Genomic DNA, 20,416 nt, shown 5'->3' on the forward strand with positions numbered 1-20,416 from the left:
TTTTATATAATCCTTATGTGATATTCAGAAATAGTTTAATCGACAAGAGCACCAACAGTACTGCGATGATCTTTTTCAACATCTCCGAGTGTGTTTTGATAGAGGCCCTTGCCCCGTAATAGGCGCCCAGGATCGAGCCAATTCCCAGGACTACGGCATAATCTACATTGACGGCCCCAAGTCCAAGGAAGGTTACGAGGCCGAAGAAGCTGGTTATGACTATTATAAAGTGCGACGTAGCCGTGGCCACGTGCAGGGGCATACCGATGAAGTTCATAAATGGGACGTGTATAATGCCTCCACCCAGACCCAGCAGACCCGATATGATGCCTACGATAAAGCTGCCCGAAAACCCTATGGCCATATCGGGACTGTAGACATAAGTTGTACCGAAGGAGTCACGCAGTGTCCGGCGCAGTGGCAGGTCATCAACTTTTTCCCTGACCAGACAGAAGTCGTTTACGAAGATCAGCACATATGCCATCACGGTCAGCAACATGGCAAATATAGCGTAAAAGGTATTGATGCTTATATTGAGGGCGAGCACGGCGCCGATGATCACGCCGGGGATGGCCACCACGGAATATTTGATGCCGATTTCGTAGTCTATGCGTCTCTGTGACACGTATGCAAACGTACCTGAGAGGGCGTTGAGAAAGACGATAATCATAGAGGTTCCAACTGCATAGTGCGGTAGGAACTTATAAAATATAATCAACACCGGCACTACCAGAAATCCTCCCCCTGCCCCTATCAGCGTACCGATAAAGCCGATTGAGACCCCTACGACAAGCAGTAACACGATCTCAAAAAAACCGTCTATTGGCTCATGAAGGGTCTGGCCGACGCCGATCATGGGGGTTGTCTCCAGCATTACCATATCTGCTGCAACATCCGGGTCTACGGTTATGACGGGTGGATTTGCCGACATGGTTGTTGTTGAGGTGACGTCAAACATCAACCAAGCGATACAGCATATGCCTCCCAGTATCAGCAGCAGCAACAGGGGGTTTTGTGTCTTCATCTCCCAGACTGCCTGTCGGATCACCTTTTGGGTTGTTTGTTGGATTGATTTCATCAGCATTTACTTTGCAACCGCCTCTTCAAATACCTTAAAGTACTTCTCAATGCCTTTGACTTCGGCATCTATGAGTTTATTTACGGCATCTATATAACCATTGAGTTGCTTACTCTGATGTATCAAGCGTTCATTGATATCCGCTTGCCGGCTGTACTCTGCCAGTTTTTGCGGGATACCTTCGACCTGCTTTCTTTTTTCCTCCAAGAGCAGTTTACGTTTTTCGAAGTTTTCGGTGAAGTGTTTTTCAGCTTCGATGGCTTCGTTTGTTGATTCGATGCTATTTTCAAGTTCATGTATCCTGCGTTGTTTTTCTTCGAGTTCTGCAATGATGGCGATACGTTGTTTTTTGAGTTCATCGATATCGGCGCTCAGTACATCCTTGTCCTCTATGGAGGTGTAGTAGGCGATTTTTTCTTCGAGTTCCTTTTCGGTGGCGGAGAGTTTTTCCTTTTCCCGGGTTTCTTTGGTCAGACTGGCCTGTGCCTGTGTAAGCTCGGCTTTGCCCTTGGTGAGCATGTCCTTGACCTTTTTGATCTCTTGCTGGAGGTCTTTTATTTTTGCTGCGGCCTCCTTTTGCATTGCGGAGAGTTCGTCCTTGCTTGCGGTCAGGTAGGGTTTATCGGCGTGTTGGTCTTTTTGCCGCTGGAGGGTGAGCACTTCGTCTGAGAGTTTGTCTGCGGTTTTTGTTTTTTCCTCCGTATTGCGGAGCAGGTCTTGTTTGAGTTTGCTGACCTCCTTGTATGACTTATCGAGCGTCTTAAATCTCTCCGAGAGCTTGTGAACGCTGTCGGTCAACGTTTGCACCTGTCTCTTTTTGTCGTCGATGAGGCCAGGGGTATTTTCAAACTCCTTGAGTTTTTCCAGCCAGATGAGTACCTTTGCCTTTTCCTCTCTGTAGTTCTTCAGAGACTCGCGGGACTGGGCCAACTTTTTACCCAAGTCAGAGATGGAAGTTTTAAGGTCGATGCTTTTTTTCCTGACTGTGGCGACCTTGTCCTGCATGTATTGAACGTCTCTGAGCTTTTTGGCGATCTCCGATTTCAGGGCGATGATCCTCTTTTTAATGACCAGCGTTTGTACCACATTACTTATGAGATCGAGCATCTCCTCTCTGTTGTAGGTAGTCTCTTTGGGGCTGTAGTCTCTGGTCATCATAAGCGCACCGCCTGGGCTATGAGGCTTGCTTTGCCGTCGATAGACTGCATTTCGGTATCCAGGATCATTTTATCCATGTATGCCTCTTTGAGGTTGTTGAGGGTTTTTTCAAGTGTAGCGGCCAGTTCGTCGCTTCTTTGGCGCTGCTCGGCAACTGCTTGAAGTTCACCGTCTTTTTGGGCGATTTCATCGTCTATCAGCCTTAACTCTTCCTTGCTCTGTGCGTTGCCACCGGCCAGGGTATTGAGTTCTGCCTGTCTGGCCTCGAGGTCCCTGGTGAGATCCCGTATGTGTATGTCATAGCTAGTCACCTGGGGAGATATGAACTCGATTTCGGACTTCATAAACGCGCGTTCTTTGACCAGTTCGTCCACGCCCCTGGTTTTTATTTCGAGTTCTTTGCACTGGGTTTCATACTGTTTTACGCTGCCTCTGAGTGATTCGACGATATCCGTTTCCCTTGACAGTGACGTTTTGACCTTGTCGAGGTCATTGACGTAGTTGTCATAGTCGTTGTTGAGGGTATCCAGTTCTTTTTCGAGGGCCTCTGCCTGGACAAAGACTGCTGCTATTTCTTGCAGTTGACGCACCTGTACCGTCAGGGACTCCTTCTGAGACGTATTTGTTTCAATTGAGGACACCAGGGCTTGCAACCTTGTCTTTAACTCTTCGATGTCCAGGTTGTCGTTATAGGAGAGGGTTTCCGTTTTGGAGATATCCGCCTTGAGTTTTCTTTCGTCCTCCTGTAGGGTGGACAGGCGTTTATCGAGGAAATCCAGTTCCTTGAGTATTTCGTCGGGGTCTCCGAGTTTGGCTTTTTTGTTCCTGTAATTCAGGATTACATCGGAGGCTGCCTTTATCTCGAGGTCGTTCTGTGCCAGTTCCGACTTTGTTTTTTGTAGGTTATAGCCGTCTTTTTCGATTGTCGCGTTGAGGCGATTGAACTCGGCAATCAACTCCTCCAGTTCGGTGGAGAGATATTTGGACTTACCGTTTAGTTCGTCAAACTCCTGGGTCTCTGACCCGTTACCATTTGATATCCGTATTGCAACCATAGAAAAATTATCCCCCTCTTATGGTTAAAAAGAGGCACAAGGAGGGGGCGGAGCCGCTTCTTTGTCGCTCCAGGACGCTCCTGGCCCCCCTCAGACCCCCCTGCAAGGGGACCAGTCCCCTTGACCCCATTATACCTTGTTTGCCGTGTATGCTTAGATACAATATTTCAATCATATATCTGACTACCAAATACACTTTACGTCCCACTGACAAAGCTCTCCCAACTATCTTGGAGTCTCTTTAGTTTTTCCTGGACTTCGCTTTTTTCTTTCAGTGCTTGTGCTGCGACCATTTCCGTTTTTTCCAGGACTTCGTTGAAGGCCCGTAGTTTTTCGTCGCTTTCGCGCGTAACCTTTGCTATCTTTTGCTCATACTGGGCGGTGTTGTCCTGGAGTTTTTTGATTTGTACCTTGAGTTCTTCCTTTTCGCTTTCGGCGCGGACTATCTGGTCTTCCATCACCTTAACGACGTCGCTAATTACCCGTTCGGAGGTTTTTTTGAGTTCGCCCATCACGGCCTTCCTTGAGTCGGAGATATCCTTAACCTTCAGGGCTGCCACTAGCAGGTCTTTGAGGAGGGTATTTTTTTCGCCCTCGTTCATGGTCTTTATCTTCTGTTCGATGTCGCTTTCAACCATAGTTTACACCTCTTTTTACTTCATCCTGGGCGAAGACTTTGCGCCCTGTTCTGATTCAAATGCCTCGATGGGTCTGAAACTAAACAAAAGGTTAAACAGGTTCGCCGGGAACATATTTAGCCTTGAATTGTAAAACGTCACTGCTTTGTTGTAGTTTATGCGCATCTCGGCGATTCGTGTTTCGGTATCGGAGAGTTCCTTCATCAGCGCCTGGTAGGCATCGGATGCCTTGAGGGCCGGGTAGGCCTCGGCCACTGCCTGGAACTTTGACAGTGCGGAGGCCATTTCAAGTTCTTTTGCACCTGCGGCGGCGACCCCGGCAACGGTGCCGGGCTTTTTGAGCGTGTCCTCTATGGACTTTACCGCAGACCTTACGTCAGCGGTGTGCAGGAACACGTTCTTTTCGTATCCCATGTACTCCTTGACGACCGCTATGAGGTTTGGGATGAGGTCGTTTCGGCGTTGCAACTGCACGTCGATCTGTGCGGCCTCCATCTTTACCTTATAGACATTAATCGTAAATGCGTTGTAGTAGTATATGGCTGCCGATATCATTGCCATAAAAAGGGCAAACATTGCGACCCGGACGGCAGCGGAGTGCCTGCTCCACAACTGCTGTCTGATCAGGGTAAGGGGGTTTATCCTCCTTATGCGCACAACAGGAGCGGCCTCAATAAGCCCAAGCTCTTTGGCGTAGAGCTTTTTGATGATCCTGTTCATTTGCACCTTTTCATTCATTGAGGCACCGTTATGTAGAGGAACTCGCCCGCTCTGAGTACGTCAAGCAGGATGCCCTTGCCTGGTTTTAACTTGCCGGTTATTTCGATAAAGGACGGCATGTCGTTGACGTCCATCTTGTTGATGCCCACGATGATATCGCCACGCATCAGACCGGCCCTGGCCAGGACTCCTTCTATGTCGGCTGCGAACACGCCGTTTTTGACGTAGAACGCAAGCGGCTGTTTAAGCGGCTGGAACTCCGAACCCAACCAGACAAACTCCTTTATTGGCTTGAGCTTGGTCTCCGGCAGAAACGGTGGTTGTTGATCGGTCTTTATCTTGATCTTTATCGTTGCCTTGTTGCGCAGCACTTCGAATTCGAACTTTGCGCCTATCTTCTTTTTGGCCAGTTCCTGTTTAAAGTCAACCGGCGTATTTACACGTCTGCCATCTACTCTGAGTATGATATCTCCTCTTTGGAGTCCGGCTGCTTCGGAGGTTGTACGGGGATAGACCCTGTCTACCAGGACGCCTGCGGGATGGATCATGCCGTTGTGGTCGGCCACGACCGTATCAACCGACTGGACAACTATACCCAGGAATGGCTCATCGTTGATGTTGGCCTGTGCTGCCACCTGCTGGATCGGACCCTGTTGCCCCATTGCAGCAGGCATATTGCCACCCTGACCCATACCAGGTCCAATACCAATGCCTGGTCCCATGCCGGCGCCATTGTTTACGCACAACTGCGGGTGACACGTGATGCACTTGCCCTTGTAGGGATGGGGCGGGGTTATGATCTGACCGTTGGGGAGCTTGAAGCTGTTTCCTACCTGTCGGCCACTGCGCTGCCAGGCCACCAATTGTCCGGCGGCAACGGGCACTGCACCACCCTTGAAGTCCACCACGCCGGCAACCAGTTCGGATGCCCTGTCTATCGGTACGGCAAACGCAATCCCGCTAAACGTGCCCATTGGGGAATAGATGGCCGTGTTGATTCCTATTACTTCGCCATCAAGGTTGACCAGCGGGCCACCGCTGTTGCCCTTGTTAATTGGGGCGTCGGTCTGGAGCATTCCCTCATATATACGACCGCCGATGGTTATGGTTCTGTTTCGGCTGCTGATTATGCCGTTTGTAATGGTCTGGTCAAAACCGTAGGGGCTTCCCATTGCGAGGACGAAGTCTCCGGTTCTTGTCTTGTTGGCGTCTCCCAGGAACGCATATGGAAATGGTCCCTTACCCTGTATAAGCAACAGCGCCAGGTCGTTTTCCTTATCGGCGTTTACCAGTTTTAGCTGATACTCCCGTGCTGCCCCTTCGGCATCGTAAACGGTGGCCTTCATCGCAACCGCACCTGAGACGACGTGGTAACTGCTCAGGACGTAGCCGCTTGGTTCTATGATGACACCGGAGCCTACCCTCGTGTAGTTGACTGCTGGTTCGCCGGCGGCAATGAAGGTTACGTTGTTATTATTTGGGTCCGGGGCCTGTGCGTTCTGCATCGGGCCAACGGCAACGTCTATGCCAACCAGGGACGGGCGCACGGCATCTATAACTTCGTGATACGTCTTCTGGGATATCTTGGCCTTTACCTGGGTTGTCCCGGCGGTGTTGTAGAAGCCTGACAGTTTGCCCTTGGCCATGCCCTTATAGTCGTCGGTCTCCAGGAGCTTTCTGACTATACTGCCCTTCTGATAGCTCTCATATACAGCCCATCCGAGGGTCAGCACGGCCATAATCACTATCGTCCATATCCAAGGCTTGTAACTCTTGGGGCAGCTTTCGGCCTGACGCTCCATGCTATCTTCTGTGTTGTAATTTTCCATAGCCTTCTCCTATCATTATAGCTTATGCCACAACCCTAAGTGTTAGTTTCATCAGCTTCATCAGCTTCATGGGCCTCTGTCTTGTTTACGTTGTTGTCCTTCATTTTAGCAGTAAGTCCGGTATTTCTTATTCCGGCCAGTACCGCTATAAATCCGCCAAAGATCAAAAACAGCGGCAAGATACCGACAAACACGTCTACTATATACCACCAGTAGTTGGACAAACCCCACAGTCCCAGGCATATTGCTATCAACCCAAAAACAATACTCAGCATATTACACTCCTTACGTTTTTTTTATTTATCTTAAACATTTAATACCTTGCCTTTTTTTCTTCTTTTTCCAGGGCCTTCTTGAAGTACTTCACGGCCTCATCCCTTAGCCCCTTGCCCTCGTAGGCCAGTCCAATGCTCTGATACGCCCTGATAAAGCCGGGTTTAATCGATATTGTCTTTTCGTAAGCCTCTATGGCCTTGTCGTGTTCGGCCATACTGTCATAGACCAAGCCGATTTTATAGTAGGCATCCGCATAACCGCTGTTTAGCGCAATGGCGCGCTCCAGGGCATCTATGGCCGCCTGCTTTTCGTCGATCATGAAGTTGGCCGATCCCAGTATATAGTATGCCTCTGCCGAGGTCGTATCGAGGACTACAAATTTCCGCAGAGTTTCTATGGCGTCATTGGGCAATCCGATATCCATGTATGTCTTGCCGAGCTTCAGGAGGGTATCGACATTATTGGGGTCGGCCTTGAGCACTTTTTTGTATGCCCTGATGGCGCCGTCAAAATCTCCCTTTGTGCGTTTCTTGTCGCCAATATCCATATAAATAGTTGTTGTCTCTGCGCTGGATATCTGAAATATCTTGTTGTAGTAGCCGATCATCGTATCCAGGAATTTTCCTGAATTGACCTTTGCCACTTTCAACAAGACCTGCAGGTCACTTGTGTCAAACTTTTCCATCATCCGTTAATTAAAACCTCCGTCTTTCATATACATAGATACTAACTTAATTCTCTTTAGCTTACAGTATTGCATGTCCCACCAGTACGGTTATGAACCATGCAAAGAACAATATCTGTTTGGCGTGATAGAGATCATCATCTCTGCCCTGCCCTTTTTTTGCCTTCTGGTACATCGTAAAGCCGGCAACTGCCATAAATATCGTCAGCATCATTGCTATCTGCAGGACAATGTTTCTCTCTTCGGCGCTGTGCCCATGTATTGCCACGATCAGCAGGCCAAAGAAGTTCAGATACATGTGCAAGCCCAGATACTTGTTAAAAAACGCCTTTACCTCACTGACATCGTTGAAGAACGTCCTTGCGATCATCCTTGCGGGATAGTACACGTTTGCGACTATCAGTACAATTAAAGCAATATAACCCGTTAGTTCAACACCAATCATGTGCCCCAAAACCTCCATTTTCCAATTGGTTGTGCCTTTACAAAGACCTCGTCTATCTCATCTATATTTAGCGTAATTGCCTGTCTTATCTGCTCTGCTATATTATGTACGCTCAACACCGTCTCTTTGTTTGAGACGTCGATGCTCACGTCAACGGCACACTTTTGCCCCATGCACCTGGATTTTACGCTCTTTACGCCCTCAACGCCATCTACCTTCATACACATATCAACGATGGTCGTTATGACCTCCTTGTCCATGGAGACGTCTATAAGACCGTTTACGCCCTTGAGGAACATCTCCACGCTGATGTGGAAGACGAACAGGGCGACCACCGCCGCTGCCACCGTATCGGCCTGCGTGTAACCGATCTTTGTTCCGATCAGACCCAGGAGCACTGCCACCGAAGTCAGACTGTCTGCCTTGCTCTCTGCGGCATCGGCCATGAGTGCGGGGCTGTTGAGCTGCCCTCCGGCACACGAGTTGGATGAGTACATAAGGTAGCTGAATATCAACGCTATGACAGTGGCCAAGATGGCGGCATTTTCCGGCACCTCACGAACACCGCTTTTAAAGCTGTGCAGGGCATCTATAAATATCATCGTTGCACATATAAATATAAATATGCTGGCCGATATCGTGCTGATATACTCTATCTTGCCGTGTCCGAAGGGGTGTCCCTTGTCTTTGGGCTTGGACGATATCTTCAGGGCTATGAGGACAAACAGGGACGATATCGCATCGGCCACCGAGTGGATGGCGTCTGCCACAAGCCCCTTACTGCCGGTCAGTATGCCCACGACAAACTTGAACACCGATATGGCGGAATTACCGACAAAACTCAATCGCGGCGACCATTTACCGCATACTTCACATTCAGGATACTTCATAAACTATCGTCTTATGTCCTCCTTATCAACTCAGTCTCTTTCACTTTGTCAACTGTAAAAAGGTCGGGACCTTGTTTGCCCCGTGCACGGCCTCGTAGAATTCCTCTTCCCTGAAGCCCGACAGACGGGCAAAGATGTTAAACGGGAACATCCGGCAAAACACGTTGTACTCATACAGGATGCTGTTGTAGTTATGCCGTGCATTGCTTAACCGTATTCCTGCCTCCTGCATCGTTTCCATCAGGAACATGTAGGGGCCTTTTGCCTTTATGCCGGGATAGGCTTCGGCTATGAGATTGAGGTCTCTCATCAGCACTATGATCTCATCCTGGACCTTGCCCCTGTCATTTACGGGGGCGTTGTCTTTTATCATCCCATTTAACGTGCTCAATTTCTCAAACACCTGTTTTTCTATCTCCACGTATCTCTTTGCCACCGCCATGTTACCGTACACAACGTCATGACGGCGTTGGGTTTCAGCCTCTACCCCACTTTTGGCTATATGCACAAAGTGTTGTTTGTCTATGAGTCTGTTGTAGACCAAGTCCCTCTCTGCCACTGTCAGAAAGAAAATCGCCAGTGGTACAACAACCAAAAACAGTTTTTTCTTGCCTATTCTCCGACGCATACATCCAACTCTACGGGGTCGTGCCACGTGCTGAAGTACTTCCGTGCCTGGTTGCCCAACTTTATGGTTGACGCTATATTAATAGACGCCCCCAGGGGCACGCCCACAAGGGGCATGAACTTAAACACGTTGCGCATCAGGCGCGGGAGCAACGCCTCGGCCACGCCTTCGGTTGCCTTTGCAATGCCGACCTTGAGGTAATTTTCGGCCAACTCATCAATGAGCTTTCTGGTGACCCCGGCCGTTATGCCTTTTACGCACTGTGTTGAGCCTGAAAATCCCAGGATCGCAAGCGTGATTGCCCGGAGTTCATCCTCGTTGAGGTTGACCTCGTAAGCCACGGCTATGCAGTAGCAGAGTTCCACCTGTAACCTCAATAGTATGGCTATGTCTGCCGTTGTGGCCAGGACAATGGAGCTAATTGTCCCCAGCCCGGGGATCGTTGCAAATGCACCCGATACTCCACCGACTGTTCCGGCCTTCAGGGCGCTGTCTCTTATCAATTTACTTGCCACCTTGTATGCCACTATCTTTTTAGGTACGCCTTCGTATTCGCCTTCATACTCCCTCATGATGTCCTGCACCTCACCCTTGATCTCTGCCAGGTTAGTGCCAGTGACTATCAACAGCTTCTCAAACCAATCAAAATCTTTCTCTTTCATCTATTTATCGTTTAAGTGGAAGAAACTGTCTGAACCAAGATTAAACAGATTAAAGGATTTACAGGAAAAAGATACAAGACTTTTTCTTACATAATCCTGACAATCTCTGAATCCGTTAAATCGTGGTTCAGACATTCTTATTACCAACATACTCATACGACATGTGGTTCTATAGATAGGTTAATACCGGCAACATTGCCGACTTTTTTCTTTATGGTTTCCTCGACCTGCAGGCCAACCCGGTATCCGTCCTCATAGTTCAGGTCTGGTTTGACTTTTATGACTATGCTGACCCACATGCCCCTGCCAACCTTTCTGGCTATGACCTGTGTTACCTGTTGCACTCCGGGGACTAGTCTTGTCAATTCCTCCATGTGGTCGATGGTTCCCTGATTTACGTTTGAGTCCATGACGCCGTCCAGTGCATCCTTGAGCATGATTACGCTTAAGCGGATGAGGTCGATGGTTTCGATAACTGCCACAAGGGGGTCAAGGAAATACAATCCATAGTGGGTGCCCAGGATAGCCCCTGCCACCATGGCGGAGGATACGGCATCGGAATGATTGTGTTTTGCGTTGGCCAGCATTGCCAGCGAGCCTCGTTTGTGTCCGACACAGGAGAGATACGACGCTATCTTGTAGTTTGCCACCACCGATATCAACGCCGCCCAGAACGCTATAAACCGCGGCTGTTCGATATTGCCCTGGAAGGCAAGCCACACCGACTTCACCGAGTGGACAAACAAGAACAGTGTGCCGATTATTATCAATATGCTGATGAGCAGTATGGCCACGAACTCTATTTTTTCGTGTCCGTAGGGGTGGTTGTCATCGGCTGGTTTTCCTGATACTATCACCACCACGTAGACCACCAGCGAGGTCATGAAGTCCTTGAAGGAATACAGGGAGTCAACGAGTATGGACTTACTGCCGCTGATTATTCCGATGACGGCCTTGAACACGGCCAGCAGGAGATTGGCAACGACAGCCACGAGGGTTGCCTTGCTCTCGCACTTGTAGCACTCCTTGTAGACTATGTGATCGGGGTCTATTTTATTGTGTGGCAGTTGGTGCATTTTCCTCTGTCTCCGTGTGGTGACTGTGCCCCCCACTGTATTGGGGGAGGGGTGGTGATTAACACATCGCCGGCATCTTTTGCCAGTTGTCCGGTTTTGTTACTGGGTGTCTTTGATATCACGTGACACCTGTCACAGGGGCCGTAGTAGCCGTGGGGTCTGACGGCGGTTGAGAGGATCATCGGCGCCCCCTCCATCTGTGCCACACCCAGGGCGTTGTTGGCCACAACCTTTACGTCTTTGTTGGTGCCACCTCTGTATACGGCTACGGTGGCTTGGTTTGTCGTTGCGACCTGTCTGGTTGATTTCTCAAAGGTGTTTAGGTCCTTGACCTTCAGGCCGTTGACCGCAAGTATCACGTCTCCTGCCATAACCCCGGCAGCGGCGGCCATTAGTGTGACCTCATCCACGAGCACGCCCACGACGTCAGCGGGGATGTTGTTTGCCGCAGCCAGTTGAGGCGTCAGCGGGACTACCTCCAGGCCTATCCAGTGGCCCTCTTGCAGTATCTTTTCCGTTGTTTCGTTTATAATGGTGTTGGCGATGTCTTTGGTCTTGGTGCCCAGGTTGTTGAGGGTCTGATTCTGATTGGCCGCCGCTTGAGATGTTGCCCCCTTTTGAGTACCGGGGAACTGTGCCTGTAGCGGTACGTCGTTTGGCACATCTATCGGGGCATCACCGTTGGGTTGCTGTGCCAACGGGTCCACAACGCCATTGTTGTCAAAGGGTTGTGCGTTGTTGAGCGGATCGACTGCCGGAGGAGCGGGATTGTTTGCATCCGGCTGGAGCTGGTCTGGCGCTATGGCGCCGTTTACCAACTGATGCTTGTTGGCCTGTCTCCAGTTGAAAATCCGCTTGCCGGCAACCAGGATGGCATCGCTGAGGCTCACCTTGGGGGCATCTATGTGTTTTGCTCTTTTATCCTTGTCCTTTATCCTGAACATTTCGCGCACAGGCTCGGGCGGATTGAGATAGAAAAGAAACACGACTGTCAGTAATATGCCGACGGCTATGTACTTTATTGCTCTAAGAAAGCCCTTCATCGTTATGCACCTTTCATCCTTGTCTCGAGGTCATTGCCGTGTTCATACCTCATTTACGGCCAGCAGACAGTCCAGTTTTTCCATCGTCTTGTTCTTGATCCTGTCTATCAGTTCGGGATTGCTCCTGTAGAGTATCTCATAGGTCAATGCACTTACAAATACGCCCAAAAACACGCCTATCATTATTTTTGACATGGTTGCCTATACCCCTTCGTTTTGCGTTTTTTCGTCTTGTGGCTGATCTTCGCTGCCAACGTCCTCAACGGATGCTTCACTACCTTCACTGGCTACCACCGGCAGTGGTGAAATAATTGAGATATTATTGACATCCTCATTCTTGACAGTCTCCTCAGGCGCCGGCTCAACATACTCACTGGCGACCTCTTCAGCCGCCGTTTCAACCGGTTCGCTAACAGCTTCTTCGACCACTGTCTCAACCGGCTCACTGCTGACGATCTCTTCGGCCACTGCCTCAACCGGCTTGCTTACGGCTTCCTCAGCCACGGGGGTTATGTCAACGGCATCCTTCAACTCGGCTGCCGAATGCACGCACGAAGTTGCCTCCTGGGGATAGAGCCGTTCGGTTCTTTCTTTGAGAAACGTCTCCGCCTTGTTCTGGATGTCGTCAAATTCGTCGAGCAGTCTGGTAAGTTCATCGTCTCTGGCCACAAACGCACCGCCGTCGATGTTCCTGCACTCCGTCAGGCGTTTGCCTAGCTTGTGCAAGACGTCTTTCTTTCTGCCACGCAGATCACGTATATCATAGGTAAGGACAATTCCCTTGGCAGAGGCCTTTGCGGCATCGCTTACCTTATCTATCAAATCAGCCATGTAATCGCCCATATGCGACATCATATACCTTAGATTCTTCTCCATGTGATCCTCCTACATATATACATTTAATGTTTTTTCAAACTCAGTTTTCTTTTCAGGAGTTTATCCCTGGTGATGTTAAACCCTAATATTGACAGGGCTGTCAGCAAAACTCCCACAAACACGCTGATAATAATAATCAAACTCAGGTTGAAGTGAAACGGATTACCCACGAAAAACTTCACCGGCACCTGTACATAGTTTTGATCCAGAAACACCGCCGCCAGAAAGAGAACTATCCCTGCTAACAGTAATTTTTTAAGCAAACCCGTCTACTCCTTTATCTATCAATCTCTCTTTGGCAAAGATATCTCTGACATCAAACTCCAGGCCGTCAATCACCTCTGACGTGATTACACCCTCCTCTGCCGCCGCACAAAGCTGAACGTACCTGCCGTTGGCTATGGTAAACACCTCGATGGCCTTGTACTGAGGCTGGACGAGCCAGAACTCCGCAACACCGTAGTCCTCGTATATCCTGCGTTTTTTGATTGCATCATACCTATAGCTCCCCGACGACACGATCTCACACACCATGTCGGGCACGCCGCGTATCCAGTCCTGGGCTATAGACATTCTTTCGTTCTTTATAAATATCAGATCGGGCTGCAACCTCTGCCGACCTTCCTCTAATATCACATCCAGAGGCGATAAGAACAACTCACCGGTTTTATGGTATTGCAGGTGGATAATAATCTTTGTGGCAATTTTCATCAGTACGTTCTGATGCTCAAAGGACGGGCTATACGCCACAACTTCCTGGCCGTCTATAATTTCGGTCAGATCGAAGTCGCCACACAGCGCAGCCAAACGGCCTTCCTCTGCCCACGGGTCTTCTGTCGTCCACCGGGTTTGTATATCTGACAGTGTTTTTTCCATTGATTATCGCTTGCTTACTTCGTCCCAATACTCATCGGGCATGTCCTTGCACAGCATCATTGCCCCGTTGGCACCGGCAAAGAGGGGTTCCTCTATCTTTATCACCTTTCCGTAGCCGAGCGTCTCTATCATGTAGTCCTCGATCTCCTTGCGCAGGCCTATGATCTGGCTTCCGCCACCGGCAAGGACGACGTTTTGCTTGAGGTTGTTCTGGAACTCGGGGTCATATTCGGCTATCAGTTTTCGTATACCTTCTACTATATCGGGCACTATCATCCTGCAGGCCTGGCGCAACTCGTCGGTGATGTCACGCTTTTCGGGCTTGCCTTTGACGGGCACCTCTATGAACACCCTCTCGCCCTGAGAGGAGATAAATGCGTTTTCTTCCTTGAACTTCTTGACCATGTTGATAGTCAGGTTGACATCCTTGTACTTTTTTGTAATGAGGTCGTAAAATGCCTGGTCCACGTAATCACCGGCCTTGAAGGTCGTTATCTGGTCCTCGTCCGTGGGAATAGTGCCGTGCATCCTGCACAGGTCAACGGTGCCGGCGCCAATATCGATTATCAGCGCATTGGAAAGCAGATTCAACCCGTATGCCACCGTAAATGGCTCCGACGATATCATCACACCATCGAGTATACCTCGTGCCACATCGAGGAGGGCCTTCCTGTTTTTCCTACTTGCCAAGGCCGGCGCCCCTATGACGCCTCGCACTATGTAGTCAACCCCTCTTTCCTGATCCCCTTCCTTGGCCAGATCAACGAGGTGTTGCAGCAGCGCCTTTGCCACATAGAGGGCGTTCTTGTACTCCTTGGATTCCGGATTTGTATCGGCGTACTTGATCATACCCTTGTCAAAGGGTCTGAAGAGATTCAGCGCCATCCGGTGTTTGATGGCCTCATCTCCAAAGATAACGTCCCGGCCAAACATCTTCCGTGATACGGCGTCCTTTGGAAATCCCACGTAGCTTGGCACAAACGTCCGCACCCCGTTATCGCACGCTATAACACTCCTTGACGTCCCAAGGTCTATTCCAATGTTAAGTATCTTTGTTTTTGTCATCGTCCTTATTCTCCGTTATCTCTGAGATTGACATAACTTTATCCTGGCATGGCCAGATTATGTCTCTCGTAGCATAACAGAATTATGTCTCTTCCCTCAACATGATATTTTCCTGCAGAACTCCGCGCAGGAGCGCCTTCTTATATTCGTCAACTTCTTTCTTGATAACCGTAATGTCGCTTGCAACCACAACACCGTGTTTTTCTATATTGGCGAGGCGTTCCTCTATTTTTTGCAACCGAGCCTCAATAGCCGTTAATTTCTCATCCCGCTCTGCATTTTTACACGTAAACAGAGGGCCGAGCTTTTTAAACCACTGTCCGACATAACTCACGGGTGCAACAACATACTTCACCGAGTCGGCAACCGGAGTGGCTACGTAATTCCACGACCGAACAACGGGATCGGCTACATACTTAAACGACTGCACAACCGGGTTGGCAACGTACTTGACCGACCGATCAGCAACATAATCCCACGAAGACCCTGTCAGGTCCACCCCGCGCCTTAAATAACTGTACGACACCAAGCCACTGTACTCAACCGAGGCCACAGAATAAAGCCATGTCTCATTCAACACGTCCACTCCGGATGACATAATATCCTTAGGGGTCATTGTCCTAAATACCTCCAAAAAATTATCTATCGCTACGTTTCGGCACATCAAATATTTACCTGCCTTGTTATCCTTACAATGTATCACAATCTATTCAGGTAAGCATAACATGTCGCACACCCAATGTCAAGAGAAAATTTTCCGGTAAAAAAATTTTTCTTGCAAAAAAACTGATCGTTAAGTTATAATACGCATATAGTAATGCTTTAGTAATGCTTTAGTAATGCTTTAGTAATGCTTTAGTAATGCTTTTTGCATAACATTAAGTTATGACATGTAAGAATTTTTAGGAGGCTACTATGGCGGACGAGTTAGATAAGTTTCAGGATGAGCTTAAGATGCTAAGAGATCGCATAAAGGATATGGAGCAGCGCAAGCAGCCCGAGGAGGCGCCTCTGCGGCAGGAGATGCCCCCGGTACAACCACCTTTGCAGCAACAACAGGTGCGGGCAGCGGAGGAGCCGCTAATGACGCCACCTCAACAGAGGGCACCCGAACCCTCAAGGGTACCAACACCCGAACCCTCAAAACCGGCGTCAACCGAAGCGGAGAGTCCCAGGGGGCCGGTGGGGCTTGACCTTGGCACCAGCAACATCGTCATGGCGCAGAGCAAGGGAGGTGACCTGCACATAGCAAAACAACTCAACGCCTTCTTCCCCGTCGTACAATCCAAGTTTACCAAGAAAATACTGACGCAGAACAATGTCCTGTTTGTCGAAAAGAACAAGCTCTACTACGTCATTGGATACTCGGCGGAGAGCTTTGCCAACATGTTCAACGAAAACACCCGCAGGCCGATGGAAAAGGGCCTCCTCAGTTCAAAGGAAGACGACGGCATAACGATCATCCAGTCGATAATAAGCACGATTGTCAAAAAGCCAAAGAACTTCGGTGAATACATATGCTTCAGCATCCCCGGTGTACCCGTGGATAACCCGGCGTTTGTGGCCGGCTATGAGTCGATCATAAAGATGTATCTTGGCAGTCTTGGGTACACGCCGATATCCATAAATGAGGCCCTGGCCATTGTCATGGAGGAGCTTGCCGATGATAATTTTACGGGTATCGGGATAAGCCTGGGAGGGGGGATGTGCAACGTCTGCCTGTCATACCTGTCCGTGCCGGTCATTACCTTCAGCATACAGAAGGGCGGCGACTACGTGGATGCAATGGTCAGCCGTGAAATAGGCGAACCGGCAACCAAGATAAAGGTGACCAAAGAGGAATCCCTTGATCTGTCGGTGCTTCCCAAGAACAGGATGGAAACCGCCCTGCACGTCTACTACATGGACCTCATCAGTACGCTGGTTGAAAACCTCAGGCAAGTGATCTCATCCTCGGAGAACATCCCCAAGATATCGGCCCCCATCCCCATAGTCCTCAGCGGCGGCACTGCCATGCCCAAGGGGTTTAAGGATAGGTTTGACGAAGGCCTCAGGAGGAGCAACATGCCCATAGATATCTCCGAGGTTCGGATAGCCAAAGACCCCCTCAACACCACCGCAAAAGGGGCACTAAAGATGGCCATGACCCTGGAGTCATAAGAAAAGAGGAAAGAAAAGAAGGGGGCGGCTCTGCTTCTTGGCGCTCCAGGGGGTGAGGCACCCCTGCCATAAAAGTCGCACCTGGCCCCCTTCAGACCCCCCGCAAGGGGAGGGGCGAGGCGCAATTTTGTCGCAGCGGGTCGCACCCGCCCCGGGCACGAAGAAGTCCCCTTGACCCCATTATATCTTGTTTACAGTATAGACTCAGCTTATTTATAGATATCCTGTCTATGACCAATGGACTTGATGACAATCTCATTACCTACCAGGGCAAAGATAACCCGCCACTTACCCACGCGATATCTGAAATGCCCTCTCCATTTGCCATGTAAAGGTTTGACTTTCATGTTGAAAGGATTATTGCGTATTAAGTCCACGTGAGTTACTATTTGCCGCATAACGATGGGGGCAAGTTTGTTAAGTTCACACTCTGCCTTTTTAGATAATTTTACGATCATACAAATCGCTCTTTATCTGATCAAAGGAGATTGTGTCGGTGTCGTCCTGATGAGATTCAAGGTACTCTCTGAGATCATCCTTTAATTCAAGACCTTCATCGGGGTCATTAAAATACTCACTGAGCTTGCGTTCTATAATGGATTCCATCAACCCTGTAAACTCCTCAACTGTCATATCGCTTACCTTCATAGCACATGTCCTCCTTGATAGTTTGCTGTGTCTTTATAATAACTGAGATGCAGCTACAACGTCAACTGTCCTCCGCAGACCGCAGACAAAACTGCTTGCAAAAAACTTGAGCATAGAGTTATGATTAATAATAAGCAAGTGGACAATGGTTTTTATATGGGGTCAAGGGGACTGGTCCCCTTGCAGGGGGTTCTGAAGGGGGGCGGAGCCGCCCCTTTCTTTACTTTCTTTCTTTGTATGGTACGCAATCGAAATGAGCTATAAGTGGTTGGTGGCGGCAGTGTCATTGTTGCTTGTGACATGCTCTGCTGCTTCCCCGAACTGTGCGGGGAGCAAAAACGGGGATAACACCGGCTTTGAGGAGTACCTTGCCTCCAGGGCCGGCGGGATGACGGATACGTTTCGTTTTGTCGTATACGGCGACACCAGGGGTAATCTGATGCACACCGTCAATGCGGATGTGATATCGAGGATCAACACGTATATTGTTTCACTTAACCCGGCCCCTCTCTTTGTAATCCACACGGGCGATCTGGCCAGAAGGGGTGGCGCCGATGCCTACGGCTCAGGCAAAAGGGCCATGAAGCAGCTCAACGATGCCCGCATACCGTATGCAGTGGCGGTAGGAAATCATGAACTCTACGCCTCCTTTCCGGCCTGGTGGAGAACGAACACATCGCCGCAGATGCAGAGCGAGTATCAGTGCAGTTTTTGCACCTCAAACACGGTCGGACCAATCTGTTTCCCGGAAGAGCCTAAGTTGCCCGGGTATGAGAACCTGGTATTTGCCTTTGAGTTTGGCAATTCATTCTTTGCGATACTGGATACCTATTATGTGACAAAGGACGTTAAGTACTATGATGACATATCGTCGGAGCAGTTGAAGTGGTTCAGGGAAAGGGTCTCCGGCAGCAATAAAAAGCACAGGTTTGTCTTCGCTCACAAGCCCGTTTATTCCTCCGGCGTTCACAATGAGCATCCCCCTGCGACCACACACATGCTTGAGCTGATGAGCGTATTAAACGACAACCACGTTGACATATATTTTGCCGGACACGAGCACTACTACGTAAGAAGGAAGATCGAAACCGCCGATGGTCACAGATGGTCCAACGGCGTGACCCACATAGTCGCAGGCGGTGGCGGAGCGCCCCTGCACAAACCCAATCCGGCATACGGACTCTCTGCCTGTGCCGCCAAGTACAGCTTTACCGTCATGGACGTCACAGCCAATGAGATATTTGGCACCACCTACGGATTCAGCTCGCTGACGGACGACATCACGCCCATTGATAAGTTTTGTCTGTCGGGTGCGGGCAAACCATGTCCGGGGTGGGAGGCGCAGGACAGGATTGTGGACAAATGCGGCACCTGAAAGGGGGTCAAGGGGACTTCTTTATATTTTTTGACTATCGCCATGTAGATATGTTATAACAAAACGACTATGACAAAGGAGGAGACATGGATGGCCTTGTCGGAGATGGGTGTTGTAAATGGCCCTATGTCGCTACAGCGATGGGACCTCAGCGGGGCAAAGCTGATCGGACGAAACCTCCAGAAGGCATATCTGAGAGACGTTAATCTGCACAAGGCAGACCTCCGTGGCGCCGACTTATACAAGGCAGACATACGAGGGGCAGACCTCAGTGATGCACTCATGTCGCGGGCCAACGCCAACAGGGCTGACCTCTACGGGACAAACCTCAACAGGACTGACCTCAAGATCGCATCCTTAATCGAGGCCGACCTCTCTGCGGCTATTGTCACCGAAGCGGAGCTGGTCTCTGCGATCCTGACCGGGGCATACCTCTCCGGGGCAAACCTCTCCGGGGCAAACCTCTCAAACGCCACCTTGTACAACGCATCGCTGAGGTCTTGCATCCTCAGGGACTGTGCCCTGATAAACACCAACCTGATATCGGCAGACCTTACGGGGGCAGATTTTACCGGCGCCCTGTTGTACAACATCTCCACGGCAGGATGGAATCTCAAGGATGCCTGTGCAGACTACATCTACCGCAGCAGTGAGCTGTACAATTCAGCGGAGAGGGACAGGCACAAGATATCATTTGTCCCTGGCCAGTTTGAACGGATGTATGGCAGCTATGCCGCAATTGATGTAACGATAGAGTCGCCGTTGCTCTTTGATGACCTGTTTGGTTTTGAGGCCATTGTGCGACACATCGGCAAAAATCACCCGAGGTTGGGGTTGACTATCTCCGGCATCAACATAAGCGGACAACAAGCCTCCATACGCCTCAACGTCTCCAGAGACGACCTGTTAAACATGGCTGCGACTCAGCTTGCCTCTGCCCTGCAAGTAGCCATCAGGGGCACTGACCCCTCAGAGCAGCTAATCTCCGTCCTGGAATCTGAATATTCCATGTACAAGATAACCCCCCTCAGCGGGAACTTCAAGATGCACCTCAGGCGCGTGTCAATGAACCTGATAAAGCAAGACGGTTCGGTACATTCTGCCTGCAGCGAAATAGCAGGCTCTTGCATGGAGACATACAAATAAGCCTATAGCATTTCGGGTGCTGTGCTGTTGACACTTGTCTTTTTATGCCATCAACTGATTTATATAGTCATAGCTTCATTTTAGAGC

Annotated in this window: 25 protein-coding genes; 3 read left to right on the plus strand and 22 right to left on the minus strand. The window is 49.7% G+C overall.

Translation table 11 applies throughout. From position 1 onward, the window contains the following. Positions 1-13: 13 nt before the first annotated feature. The 20 genes from Mcas_RS09685 to Mcas_RS09775 form a co-directional block, all read right to left on the minus strand. The gene (locus Mcas_RS09685; RefSeq protein ID WP_040335331.1) at positions 14-1,084 is read right to left on the minus strand and encodes a sulfite exporter TauE/SafE family protein; all 1,071 of its coding nucleotides are present in this window, start codon (positions 1,082-1,084) and stop codon (positions 14-16) included. After that, positions 1,085-2,236 carry a coiled-coil domain-containing protein gene (locus Mcas_RS09690; protein ID WP_040335332.1) on the minus strand — a complete coding sequence of 384 codons (1,152 nt, stop codon included), beginning with the start codon at positions 2,234-2,236 and terminating at the stop codon, positions 1,085-1,087. Further along, positions 2,233-3,291 (minus strand): coiled-coil domain-containing protein, encoded by a 1,059-nt coding sequence (locus tag Mcas_RS09695; RefSeq protein ID WP_040335333.1) that lies wholly within the window; start codon positions 3,289-3,291, stop codon positions 2,233-2,235. Before Mcas_RS09695 ends, Mcas_RS09690 begins: the two co-directional genes overlap by 4 nt. A 197-nt stretch (positions 3,292-3,488) precedes the next feature. Next, entirely contained in the window at positions 3,489-3,929 is a 441-nt protein-coding gene (locus Mcas_RS09700; protein ID WP_040335334.1) for a hypothetical protein, read from the minus strand. A 15-nt stretch (positions 3,930-3,944) separates the two neighbouring features. Further along, entirely contained in the window at positions 3,945-4,667 is a 723-nt protein-coding gene (locus Mcas_RS09705; protein WP_052567105.1) for a LemA family protein, read from the minus strand. Then, entirely contained in the window at positions 4,664-6,478 is a 1,815-nt protein-coding gene (locus Mcas_RS09710) for a trypsin-like peptidase domain-containing protein (protein ID WP_040335335.1), read from the minus strand. Before Mcas_RS09710 ends, Mcas_RS09705 begins: the two co-directional genes overlap by 4 nt. Before the next feature lie 35 nt (positions 6,479-6,513). Next, a complete protein-coding gene (locus Mcas_RS09715) occupies positions 6,514-6,753 on the minus strand; it encodes a hypothetical protein (protein WP_040335336.1) in 240 nt (79 codons plus the stop codon). Positions 6,754-6,791: 38 nt separating this feature from the next. Next, complete coding sequence (locus tag Mcas_RS16715) at positions 6,792-7,442, minus strand: tetratricopeptide repeat protein (protein WP_052567106.1); 651 nt, start codon at positions 7,440-7,442, stop codon at positions 6,792-6,794. Between the two features lie 58 nt (positions 7,443-7,500). Continuing rightward, the gene (locus tag Mcas_RS09725; protein WP_040335337.1) at positions 7,501-7,884 is read right to left on the minus strand and encodes a hypothetical protein; all 384 of its coding nucleotides are present in this window, start codon (positions 7,882-7,884) and stop codon (positions 7,501-7,503) included. Beyond that, on the minus strand, positions 7,881-8,774 hold the full coding sequence (locus Mcas_RS09730) for a cation diffusion facilitator family transporter (protein WP_040335338.1): 894 nt from the start codon (positions 8,772-8,774) through the stop codon (positions 7,881-7,883). Before Mcas_RS09730 ends, Mcas_RS09725 begins: the two co-directional genes overlap by 4 nt. 40 nt (positions 8,775-8,814) lie before the next feature. After that, positions 8,815-9,402 carry a LemA family protein gene (locus Mcas_RS16720; protein WP_052567107.1) on the minus strand — a complete coding sequence of 196 codons (588 nt, stop codon included), beginning with the start codon at positions 9,400-9,402 and terminating at the stop codon, positions 8,815-8,817. After that, positions 9,387-10,064 carry an EcsC family protein gene (locus Mcas_RS09740; protein WP_040335339.1) on the minus strand — a complete coding sequence of 226 codons (678 nt, stop codon included), beginning with the start codon at positions 10,062-10,064 and terminating at the stop codon, positions 9,387-9,389. The genes Mcas_RS16720 and Mcas_RS09740 overlap by 16 nt, the downstream gene beginning before the upstream one ends. A gap of 152 nt (positions 10,065-10,216) precedes the next feature. Beyond that, positions 10,217-11,140: a magnetosome biogenesis CDF transporter MamM gene (mamM, locus tag Mcas_RS09745; protein WP_040335340.1), complete on the minus strand. Its 924-nt coding sequence runs from the start codon at positions 11,138-11,140 to the stop codon at positions 10,217-10,219. Continuing rightward, on the minus strand, positions 11,113-12,183 hold the full coding sequence (gene mamP, locus Mcas_RS09750) for a magnetosome magnetite formation protein MamP (RefSeq protein WP_040335341.1): 1,071 nt from the start codon (positions 12,181-12,183) through the stop codon (positions 11,113-11,115). The genes mamM and mamP overlap by 28 nt, the downstream gene beginning before the upstream one ends. Before the next feature lie 42 nt (positions 12,184-12,225). After that, positions 12,226-12,378, minus strand: coding sequence for a hypothetical protein (locus tag Mcas_RS18175; RefSeq protein WP_156033298.1), 153 nt, complete (start codon positions 12,376-12,378; stop codon positions 12,226-12,228). 6 nt (positions 12,379-12,384) lie between these two features. After that, positions 12,385-13,059, minus strand: coding sequence for a hypothetical protein (locus tag Mcas_RS09755; protein WP_040335342.1), 675 nt, complete (start codon positions 13,057-13,059; stop codon positions 12,385-12,387). 23 nt (positions 13,060-13,082) lie between these two features. Beyond that, positions 13,083-13,322, minus strand: a complete 240-nt coding sequence (locus Mcas_RS09760) for a lipopolysaccharide assembly protein LapA domain-containing protein (RefSeq protein ID WP_040335343.1) — start codon at positions 13,320-13,322, stop codon at positions 13,083-13,085. Next, positions 13,315-13,935, minus strand: a complete 621-nt coding sequence (locus tag Mcas_RS09765; protein WP_052567108.1) for a Uma2 family endonuclease — start codon at positions 13,933-13,935, stop codon at positions 13,315-13,317. The genes Mcas_RS09760 and Mcas_RS09765 overlap by 8 nt, the downstream gene beginning before the upstream one ends. A gap of 3 nt (positions 13,936-13,938) precedes the next feature. Continuing rightward, positions 13,939-15,000 (minus strand): MamK family actin-like protein, encoded by a 1,062-nt coding sequence (gene mamK / locus Mcas_RS09770; RefSeq protein WP_040335344.1) that lies wholly within the window; start codon positions 14,998-15,000, stop codon positions 13,939-13,941. An 82-nt stretch (positions 15,001-15,082) separates the two neighbouring features. Next, the gene (locus Mcas_RS09775; RefSeq protein ID WP_040335345.1) at positions 15,083-15,616 is read right to left on the minus strand and encodes a hypothetical protein; all 534 of its coding nucleotides are present in this window, start codon (positions 15,614-15,616) and stop codon (positions 15,083-15,085) included. 299 nt (positions 15,617-15,915) lie between these two features. On the opposite strand from Mcas_RS09775, the gene Mcas_RS09780 reads away from it, so the two are divergent. After that, complete coding sequence (locus tag Mcas_RS09780) at positions 15,916-17,160, plus strand: disk-shape morphogenesis protein volactin (RefSeq protein ID WP_052567109.1); 1,245 nt, start codon at positions 15,916-15,918, stop codon at positions 17,158-17,160. Positions 17,161-17,369: 209 nt separating this feature from the next. Here Mcas_RS09780 and Mcas_RS19220 read toward each other — a convergent pair whose 3' ends face one another. Both Mcas_RS19220 and Mcas_RS09790 read right to left on the minus strand, forming a co-directional pair. Beyond that, positions 17,370-17,618 (minus strand): type II toxin-antitoxin system RelE family toxin, encoded by a 249-nt coding sequence (locus tag Mcas_RS19220; protein ID WP_052567110.1) that lies wholly within the window; start codon positions 17,616-17,618, stop codon positions 17,370-17,372. Further along, entirely contained in the window at positions 17,599-17,808 is a 210-nt protein-coding gene (locus Mcas_RS09790; RefSeq protein ID WP_040335346.1) for a hypothetical protein, read from the minus strand. The genes Mcas_RS19220 and Mcas_RS09790 overlap by 20 nt, the downstream gene beginning before the upstream one ends. A 253-nt stretch (positions 17,809-18,061) precedes the next feature. On the opposite strand from Mcas_RS09790, the gene Mcas_RS09795 reads away from it, so the two are divergent. Both Mcas_RS09795 and Mcas_RS16725 read left to right on the plus strand, forming a co-directional pair. Continuing rightward, positions 18,062-19,183 carry a metallophosphoesterase family protein gene (locus Mcas_RS09795; protein ID WP_081853757.1) on the plus strand — a complete coding sequence of 374 codons (1,122 nt, stop codon included), beginning with the start codon at positions 18,062-18,064 and terminating at the stop codon, positions 19,181-19,183. Positions 19,184-19,273: 90 nt separating this feature from the next. Continuing rightward, a complete protein-coding gene (locus Mcas_RS16725; protein ID WP_052567111.1) occupies positions 19,274-20,329 on the plus strand; it encodes a pentapeptide repeat-containing protein in 1,056 nt (351 codons plus the stop codon). The last annotated feature ends 87 nt before the right edge of the window (positions 20,330-20,416 follow it).

This window comes from Candidatus Magnetobacterium casense (assembly GCF_000714715.1).
Lineage (GTDB): Bacteria > Nitrospirota > Thermodesulfovibrionia > Thermodesulfovibrionales > Magnetobacteriaceae > Magnetobacterium > Magnetobacterium casense.